The sequence below is a fragment of the Treponema sp. genome (genome assembly GCF_024696245.1).
In the GTDB taxonomy this organism is placed as follows: domain Bacteria; phylum Spirochaetota; class Spirochaetia; order Treponematales; family Treponemataceae; genus Treponema_D.
The window spans coordinates 1-9,655 of record NZ_JAILGZ010000059.1 but is presented as its reverse complement, the minus strand read 5'-3'; the positions used below and the strand labels follow the sequence as shown (position 1 = coordinate 9,655).

The 9,655-nt window shown below is 40.3% G+C and carries 7 protein-coding genes; 1 reads left to right on the top strand and 6 read right to left on the bottom strand.

The features are described from left to right. Window positions 1-25: 25 nt before the first annotated feature. From cimA to K6D58_RS04205, 4 genes are all read right to left on the bottom strand, one after another. Window positions 26-1,621 carry a citramalate synthase gene (gene cimA / locus K6D58_RS04220; protein WP_296827959.1) on the bottom strand — a complete coding sequence of 532 codons (1,596 nt, stop codon included), beginning with the start codon at window positions 1,619-1,621 and terminating at the stop codon, window positions 26-28. Between the two features lie 96 nt (window positions 1,622-1,717). Next, a complete protein-coding gene (gene thrH / locus K6D58_RS04215) occupies window positions 1,718-2,317 on the bottom strand; it encodes a bifunctional phosphoserine phosphatase/homoserine phosphotransferase ThrH (RefSeq protein ID WP_296827962.1) in 600 nt (199 codons plus the stop codon). A gap of 32 nt (window positions 2,318-2,349) precedes the next feature. After that, window positions 2,350-4,029, bottom strand: a complete 1,680-nt coding sequence (locus tag K6D58_RS04210) for a formate--tetrahydrofolate ligase (protein ID WP_296827956.1) — start codon at window positions 4,027-4,029, stop codon at window positions 2,350-2,352. Window positions 4,030-4,095: 66 nt separating this feature from the next. Next, window positions 4,096-4,869, bottom strand: coding sequence for a pseudouridine synthase (locus tag K6D58_RS04205; protein ID WP_296827954.1), 774 nt, complete (start codon window positions 4,867-4,869; stop codon window positions 4,096-4,098). A gap of 243 nt (window positions 4,870-5,112) precedes the next feature. On the opposite strand from K6D58_RS04205, the gene K6D58_RS04200 reads away from it, so the two are divergent. Continuing rightward, window positions 5,113-6,156 carry a hypothetical protein gene (locus tag K6D58_RS04200; RefSeq protein WP_296827952.1) on the top strand — a complete coding sequence of 348 codons (1,044 nt, stop codon included), beginning with the start codon at window positions 5,113-5,115 and terminating at the stop codon, window positions 6,154-6,156. A gap of 127 nt (window positions 6,157-6,283) precedes the next feature. Here K6D58_RS04200 and K6D58_RS04195 read toward each other — a convergent pair whose 3' ends face one another. Together K6D58_RS04195 and K6D58_RS04190 are read right to left on the bottom strand one after the other, a co-directional pair. Then, the gene (locus tag K6D58_RS04195; RefSeq protein WP_296827949.1) at window positions 6,284-8,425 is read right to left on the bottom strand and encodes a lipase family protein; all 2,142 of its coding nucleotides are present in this window, start codon (window positions 8,423-8,425) and stop codon (window positions 6,284-6,286) included. Between the two features lie 15 nt (window positions 8,426-8,440). Further along, on the bottom strand, window positions 8,441-9,655 hold a 1,215-nt coding region (locus K6D58_RS04190), incomplete at its 5' end, for a monomeric [FeFe] hydrogenase (RefSeq protein ID WP_296827947.1).

The following is a 9,655-nucleotide window of genomic DNA, read 5'->3' as shown; positions in this document are numbered from 1 at the left end:
TAATATATAAAAATAAGTAATACAACTACATTATCTTCTGATACTTTTTTTCTATATCCTTAATCAGCTTATATTCAAAGGAATCTACCAGAGCCAGCCATGAAGCTTCTACAACGTCACAGCTTACACCCATAGTTGACCAGGTAGAAGTTCCGTCAGTTGATTCAATAAGAACACGAACTTTAGAAGCTGTAGCACTCTTTCCGTCAAGAACACGAACCTTATAGTCTGTAAGGTGAATCTGTTCAACACTAGGATAGAATTTCTTAAGGGCAGACCTGAGGGCAACGTCCAGAGCGTTTACAGGACCATTACCTTCTCCAGCTGCAAGTCTTGTTGTTCCTTCTACATCAATCTTAATCTGAGCAAAAGAATAAAGACCCTTTTCTATAAGAGGATATTCATCAGTTGACTTGTAATAATGAAGGGTAAAGAAAGGCTGGTACTTTCCGATTGCCTTACGTACAAGAAGTTCAAAACTGCCGTCTGCACCTTCAAACTGATAACCCTGATGTTCAAGTTCCTTAACCTGTTTAATTAAGTCACTGACAAGAGGAGAAGACTTTGTAATGCTTGGATCAAACTTCTGAATCTTTTCTATTATCATGCTGCGGCCTGCAACTTCACTCATAAGGAAGACTCTTTCGTTTCCTACAGTTTCAGGCTCAATGTGTTCGTAGGCAAATGGATTTTTAAGGACAGCATCAATATGCATTCCGGCTTTATGAGTAAAGGCATTCTGTCCAACATAAGGCATGCCTGTATCAAGAGGAATGTTTGTAATTTCTGCAACCCTTTTACAAATAGGAGTAAGGTGCTTGATGTTTTCGTCAGCAATGCACTTGTATCCCATTTTAATCTGAAGGTCAGCAATGATTGTGCTTAAGTTTGCGTTTCCTGTACGTTCACCAAAACCAAGAAGAACGCCCTGCACATGAGTAGCACCATTTTCTACTGCAACAAGGGAATTAGCTACGGCAAGACCAGAATCATTGTGAGTGTGAATACCAACCTTAACAGCTGAACCGAATTTTTCTGTAACAGCTTTTACGGCAGCAGCACATTCACTGATCATTGCACCACCCTTTGTTTCGCAAAGACAAAGAACAGTAGCACCACCTACAACTGCAGCTTCAAGAGCCTTCATTGCATATTCAGCATTTGCCTTATAGCCGGTAAAAAAATGTTCAGCATCAAAAATAACGTTACGTCCGCGGCCTGTAAGATAGGCACAGGTGTCACGAATCATTTCAAGATTTTCTTCAAGGGAAGCATGTAAAATTTCTGTAGCCTGAAAATCCCAGGTCTTTCCAAAAATAACTACAGTTTTTGTATCTGCACTTAAAAGTGACTGAAGGTTGGAATCTTCTGCACAGGAACAATCCCTGCGGCGGGTTGAACCAAAAGCAACCATTTCTGCTGTCTTAAGTTTAAGCTCCTTTGCCCTCTGAAAAAATTCCATATCCTTTGGATTTGAACCAGGGTTGCCGGCTTCTATATATCTAACGCCAAGTTCGTCCAGGGCTTCTACAATATGAATCTTATCCTGAACTGAATAAGATATACCTTCTCCCTGAGAACCATCCCTTAATGTTGAATCCAATATTTCTACGTTTTTCATACTACTCCTGTAAAAAATCCGCTGCACAAAAGAGCAGATTCGTAAATGCTAAAAAAATCCGGCGCCAGTGATTACAAAAACGCCCCGGACCTTAACTTACAGAGCTTCTTTTATTGCTGCCAGAAGATCTGAATATTCTTCAAATGCCTTAAGTTCAGGATTAGCAGCCTTAATTGCATCTGTACTCTTAAACAAAAATCCTGCCTTGCTTGCCTTAATCATGGCAAGGTCATTGTGACTGTCACCACTGGCAATTGTATCAAAACCACAGGACTGCAAAGCCTTAACAGTTGTAAGCTTAGACTGAGGGCAGCGCATTTTAAAACCTGTAATTTCACCATTATCTGCAACTTCAAGTGTATTACAGAAAATTGTTGGCCAGCCCAGCTTCTTCATTAAAGGAGCAGCAAACTGAGTAAAGGTATCACTGATAATAATTACCTGTGTAATCGAACGAAGTTCATCAAGAAATTCTTTTGCACCAGGAATAGGATCAATCTTTGCAATTGTATCCTGGATTTCTTTAAGACCAAGACCATGTTCCTTAAGGATTCCGATTCTCCACTTCATAAGCTTGTCATAATCAGGTTCATCCCTGGTTGTTCTTTTAAGTTCAGGAATACCAGAAGCTTCTGCAAATGCAATCCAGATTTCTGGAACAAGTACACCTTCAAGGTCCAGACAAACAACATTCATACCCATTTTATATCTCCTTTATTTTTATACTATTAAAATAATCCGCTTATTACACCGTCATCATCAACATCAATATTTAATGCCGAAGGTGCCTTTGGAAGTCCAGGCATGTCCACAATATCACCGGCAAAGGCAACGATAAATCCTGCCCCGGAATAAAGCTGAACATCACGAACAGGGAAAACATAGCCGGAAGGTTCACCAAGAAGAGCCTTGTCATGGCTGATTGAATTCTGAGTCTTTGCCATACATATTGGAAGCTTACCGTAACCTGCAGCTGTATATGAAGCAAGTTTTTTAAGGGCCTTGGATTCAAACTCTACACGGTCTGCCCTGTATATTTCTTTTGCAAGAGTTTCGATTTTTTCTTTAAGCCCGAGTTCAAGATCATAAAGAGGTTTAAAGGCTGAAGGACTTTCTGTAAGTTCAACAAGTCTTGAAGCAAGCTGACCTGCTCCTTCTCCACCCTTTCCCCATCCTTCACAAAGAACAGCTTCGCTTCCGGCATTCTTTGCAAGTTCTTCTACAAGGGCAATTTCTTTGTCTGTATCAGAAACAAATTTATTTACTGCAACAAGAACCTTTACGCCAAACTTCTTCATGTTTTCTATATGACACTTTACGTTTGCAAAACCCTTGCGGAGGGCTTCAAGATTTTCATTACCAAGATCAGCCTTTGCAACTCCCCCATGCATTTTAAGGGCACGGATTGTTGCAACAATTACAGCTGCATCAGGAGCAATACCATTAAGGCGGCATTTAATGTCCATGAATTTCTCTGCACCAAGATCTGCTGCAAAACCTGCTTCAGTTACAACATAGTCACCTGTTGCCAGTGCACACAAAGTTGCATTTATAGAATTACAGCCGTGGGCAATATTTGCAAAAGGTCCCCCGTGAATAAAGGCAGGATTCTTTTCCAGAGTCTGTACAAGGTTAGGACGAATGGCATCCTTTAATAAGGCAGCAACTGCACCTGTACATTTTAACTGACCAAAAGTAACCGGCTCTTTTGAATAAGTTTCTCCGATTGTAATGCGGCTGATGCGTTCCTTAAGTTCGCTTATGGTTTTAGAAAGGCAGACAATAGCCATAATTTCTGAAGCTACTGAAATCTGAAAGTGACTTTCTCTTGGAACACCGTCTATGCGGGATCCCAGACCGATAACAACATTTCTAAGGGCACGGTCGTTTAAATCAAGACACCTCTTCCATGTTACAGTACGTGGATCAATGCCAAGTTCATTTCCCTGCTGAAGGTGATTGTCTATAAGGGCAGCCATAAGATTGTTTGCTGCTGTAATCGCATGAATGTCGCCGGTAAAGTGAAGGTTAATGTCTTCCATTGGAACAACCTGAGCATAACCGCCGCCACAGGCTCCACCCTTTACACCAAAACAAGGTCCCAGGGATGGTTCACGTAAAGCAATTACTGTTTTTTTACCGATTTTGTTAAGACCATCACCAAGGGCAATGGTTACTGTTGATTTTCCTTCCCCAGCTGCAGTAGGAGTCATTGCAGTTACAAGAATAAGTTTTCCTCTTTTTGAAGGATCGCTGGCTTTTGACTGAAGGGCTTTTAATTCTGCAAAAGAAATCTTTGCTTTATAATTTCCATAAAGTTCAAGAGAATCTTTGCTGATTCCAATTTTAGATGCTACTTCCCTTATTGGAATCATTACATTTTTCTGAGCTATTTCTATATCTGTCATGATGGCTCCAGGCTTTTTAGTTTAGCTGAGCATATCAAATTACAGACTTTTTTTCTATATAGCGGACTAATCAGAAGACTGAACATCCAGGGCTTTAAGTTCTTCTTCCGTAAGTTCCCTGTATTCTCCGGCCTTAAGTTCAGGATCAAGAGTAAGTCCGTTTACCAGTACCCTCTTAAGGTGAATTACTTCATTCCCCAAAGCAGCAAATATTCTTTTTACTTCATGGAACATGCCTTCGGTAACGGTTATATAGCAGACTTCACTGCTCTCCCATTCAATTACAGCAGGACGGCAGTCAGCTTCTCCGGCCTTTCCCTCTGCAGCAATATGAATCCCCTTTGCAACCTTTTCCTTATATTCAGCCTGTCCCTGATTATCCACACTGTCCCTTAAAGTAACCCGGTATTTTTTTGGAATATTGTATTTTGGAGAAGTAAGGCGGTGGTTAAGGTTACCGTCTGTAGTAAGAATCAAAAGTCCTTCTGTATCTGCATCAAGACGGCCAACCATACTGATTGAACCTGTAGCTACAAAACGCCTGTGGTCTTCTTCTGATAAAAGGTCATAAACAATATTATGGCTGTCGCTTTTTGTTGAACATACATAACCTGCAGCCTTATTCATCATAAAATAATAGTTACGCTTTGTTTCTAATTTACGGCCCTCTACTATAATTTCATCTTTATAAACATTTACGTGGGCACTTTCCTGAGTAAGGCTTACTCCGTTTACTGTTACTGCCCCTGAATGAATTATTCTTTTTACTTCCTTACGGGTCCCAAAACCCTCATTTGCAAGTATTTTATCCAGTCTTTCTGATTCCTTTAAGTTTGCCATGGCCCTGAGTATAGCAGAATTTTTAATTTACATGCAAAAATTCTTAAAAAAAATTTTTTATCTTAAAAAGCTTTAAGGTGGCAGAAAGCCCGTACTTAAGCCATTATTAAGGAATTTTTACCCTAATTACATATTTTTCCTATAGGAAATTATTTTTAATTGACAGATTTATAATTCGTTGTTATCTTAAATGTATCTTAATAAAAAAATGTTCTTCACAAAAAAAAGAACGAGGAGTCTTTAATGAAAGCAGTAAAAGTTCTTGCAGCAGCAGCTGTAGCACTTTTGGGAACATCTGCATTTGCAGAGTTCAAGGCTAGCGGTTACGTTAGAAGTGGTGTTGAATCAACAATCGTTGACGATGATTCAGATGCAGATCCAACAAGCGTAATATCAACAGCAGCAAATGGCGGTGGAAAAATGCTCGGCCTTGGTGCTGACGAAACACGCTTTAACCTTGACTGGACAGAAGAAAAAGCAGGTGCTTCCCTCCGCTATACAAACGGTGATGTACTTAGCGAAGGTGCAACTTGGTTCAATAGTAATAAAATCGATTACGCTTTTGCATACGTAAATCTTTTTGACAACCTCCTTAAGGTTTCTGCTGGTAAAAACAACGGTGGAGATGCCGGAACAGAAGGTGATGCAGGATATGACTTTGGCGGACTTTACGGAGCTCGCTTTACAGTAACTCCAATCGACGGTCTTACAGTAGAAGCAAACATCTCTACAAACAACCGTCCAACTGATAAACATGCAACTCTTGATGCCCTCAGCGCAGCTGCTAAATATGCAAATGATACATTCAGCGTACAGGCTGGTTATGCATTCAACGGTAACCTCTATGCAGGTTTCTCTCTCTACTCTGTAGAAAACCTTGAACTTTATGTAGAAGCTAACTACATAGACAAGGACATTGCAGGATTTACAAACAAAGACGGCGAAGCTGTTGCATCAACAGTTCTTACAGAAACAGTTTCTTACACAATGGATACAGTTAAGTTTGGTCTCGTAGCTTACCAGGATCTTACAGAAGACAACGACAGTATGGAATTCTACCCATACGTTGAAGTAAAACTTGATAACGTAATGGAAGGACTTTCTGCAGGTGTTGAAGTTGCTTATCTTACAAACCAGAATGCTGATGACGATGCACTTATCGGAATTACTCCAGAAGCAACAATCACTGTTGCAGACAATGCAAAAGTACAGGCTTTCTACACATTCGGAAAACTTGACGAAGAAACAACACACGTTATCGGTCTTGGAGTTAAATACGAATTCTAAGATTAGCATAATATGCTGATACTAAGGCTGCCCCTTATCCGGGCAGTCTTTTTTTTTATATACAGGGTAAAAAAATACCGGCTCCATTTAAGGCAAACCGGTAAAACTTATTTTTTATACCAAAGAGCTAAAACTTAAATCCCCAGTGAAAATAAAATTCAGGATTTATTTCTGATTCCAGTTCTGGAAAATCAATCCCTAAAGCAACAAAGGCAAGCAGCCTGCGCACAGGTTTTAAAGAAAGGCAAATCCTGGCAGAAGGAAGTAACTCATATCTTTTCTGCCCCTCCTTAAGCTCCCCAAGACCTATAACATTTCTTCCATATAATTCAACATTAAGAAGAAAACGGTTTATCAGAATCTGTTCGTGCCCTATTCCGCCGTAAATATCAATGCTTTTTTCTTCCGCGGCAAAAGGATAAGCCACCAGAGAACTTACATAAAAAAGCCTGTTACCTATATGCAGACCTCCGGTAAAACCATGAGTGCTGCTAAAGGATAATTCCGGCTGTATTCTAAAATCAGCCCTGTGCTTTATACCACCCTCTTCTATAATCTTATCAGCTTCATCAAAGTAAATATTATTGTTTTCTATCTTACACTTTTCATAAAGCTTCTGCCCTCCATCAAGGACACAAACCCTGCTGTTAAAAGGAAAAACATATTCCTTTGCAGAAGCTTTTTCAAAATAACCATCAGCACTATAACGCTCAACAGAAACAGAAACCGGACTTGGAATCAGGGCATCCCTAAAGACTGCAACCTTAAAATTCCTGTTGGAAGGAAAACCTACAATAACATGACCTATAAGCTGCATGGCCCCCACTGGACTTTTTACGCTTTTAAGTTCAAGAAGTCCGTCTACAACCCTGGCAAGAACATTTCCATCTTCATCAAATACGGCACAGTCAAAGGCACCATCCAGCACAAGCTGCACCATACCGCAATCTTCTCCGGCAAAAGCCTGACTTTCATCAAGGGCAAGAAGAAAACACATATAGGTGGTACAGATATGCATATCACCAAAGGCAAGACCAGAATATGTTAAAAAACCATTCGTCTGTTCATTAAGTTTTTTAGTGAGCTTATCAATAAAAGTATCTTTTTCCTTATCTGCCTCTTTTTCTTCTGCAGCACTATCAGCAGGCTCAGCAGCCCTTTTAACATCATCAAAATCGTCATTGGACTGAATTGAAGGAAAGGCCTTCCAGAAAAGCATCTCTGCCTTAGACCTTAAGCCCAGCCTGCTTCCATAATAGGAGCCAACTTCTGAATACATGGAAGTAAGAATGCGGGTTACAATAGAAGGAATAAATGCTCCCAGCCTGAAAGGACAATAATCCCGCATCATAAACTTATAAAAAAGTTCATTAACCTTTGCATAAACTACATCTTCATAAGTTTTATCATCACAGGACCAGTAACTGGAAAGAACCTTTGTTACTCCAAATTTTCTGTACTTCCACATATCCCTTCTTGGAGGAACCTGAGGAACTACATCTTCTGCATTCACTATGTTAAAAATAAAATTATATTTCTGGTCAAAAGTTTTTTCTTCACTTGAAACATTAGGAGCTGCAAAAGTGTAATCAAAGATTCTCTGACTGTTAAACCAGCCTTCATCCAGCAGCTTAGCCCCTAAAAGGTTGGCAATGGCAGCCCCGCGACTGTGACCTGTAATTAAAAAAATACAGTTTTCAGGATCTATCCTGTTACGTAAAAGATAGTAAATCAGTGCACTGTGAACCTGACCGGCAGCATGAAAAAATCCTTCATGAACAGCCCCTTCATCCTTTTCTGTATCATTTACATTAAGGTTAGAAATCCATTCATTGGCATTGGCAGGAGTCCCCCTTACCGTAACAAAAACCAGTTCCGGAGAAGAAGGCAGGCTCTTTAATTTTTTACTGGCAAAACTAAAGGCACACTGATTGTTCCCTACAACTGGCAGGGAATAATCAATGTCGTAATTAAATTCCATCCTCTCTGCAGCAACCCCAAGGGAAGAATAAATACCTGCAAGGGAATTGTCTTTATTATTACTGCAGTCGTCATAAGCACACTGAGCAAGAACAGAAGCTATTCTGGCCAGATCATGATTATAGGAATAATTTTTTCCAGGCTCAAACCATTTTTCATTCCATTCAGCCTTAACCATTACAGGACTTTTATACTGAGAGTCAGAAGAAATAACCTTAAGGTTTATACTTTCTCCGCTTAAAGCATAAAAAGCCGCCCCAAAGAAAAAACACAGTATGCTCTTTTTCATTTTTAACCTAAAAAATCAGGAACCGGACTTTACATATTTATCCAGCTGAATTTCTGCCTTCTTTACATCAACAATGGCACATGGACCGGCAATACAGCCGCCTTCACAGGCCATTACTTCTATAAGGTTAGGTGAATTTTCTGTAGCTGCAAGTTTTCCGCTGTTTATCATTCCGTACATGTTCAGGGTTTTCATACCGGCTTTATTAAGACCGTTAATCTTTGCAGGACGTAAGACAGCAGGATTTTTAAGCCTGAGTTTTACTGCTTCAAGAACACCACCGCTCTTGGCAAAATTTCTTCCGCTGGCAGAAGGAACCTCTTTTTCTTCTCCAGACTCCATCTTTGCCACATCAATATCCTTTGCTACAAGAAAAGCATTAATTTCTTCTATAGATAAGACATAATCCACCATCTCGTCATCAAAACCTTCACGGCGTTTTGCAAGACATGGACCTATAAAAACAGTTATACAGTCAGGGTCTTCTTCCTTTGCAAGCTGAGCAGTGTAATGCATAGGACTTCTTGTTTCGGAAACACATTCCCTTAAAGCCGGAACATGAATCTGAACTGCACGAACATAAGCCGAACAGCAGGAAGTGGTCATCATTTTGTCACCCCGCTCCATTCTTTCTTCAAACTCATGGGCTTCTTTACCGGCACAAATATCTGCCCCTAAGGCAACTTCTATAACTTCATCAAAGCCCAGGTTTTTAAGGGCTGTCTCCAGCTGTCCCGGAACTGCCTTAAACTGACTTGCAATACTTGGAGCATAAAGGGCAACAATGCGGCGTTTTTTTGCAGAATCCTTTTCCATAATACGGGCAATAACATCCACAAGCTGACTCTTGTCCATCATGGCACCAAAAGGACACTCCCTCATGCAGTTACCGCAGAAAATACATTTTTCGTAATCAATCTGCTCATAGCCGTTTTCATCCTTGGAAATTGCACCAACAGGACAGGCTTCTTCACAAGGAACAGGAATCTTTATAATTGCATGATAAGGGCAGTTATTCATACAGAGGCCGCAGTTTACACATTTTTCTGAATCTATATGGGCATGGCGCTCAACATGAATTGCCTTTCTTGGACAGTTCATCATACATGGGCGGGCATAACATCCCTGACAGGCATTTGTTACCATATAATGGGTTCTTACGCAGGAATTGCAGGCATCACGAAGAACCGTAAGCATAGGCCAGGTAGGCTTTTCCCTCTCCAGAGCCAT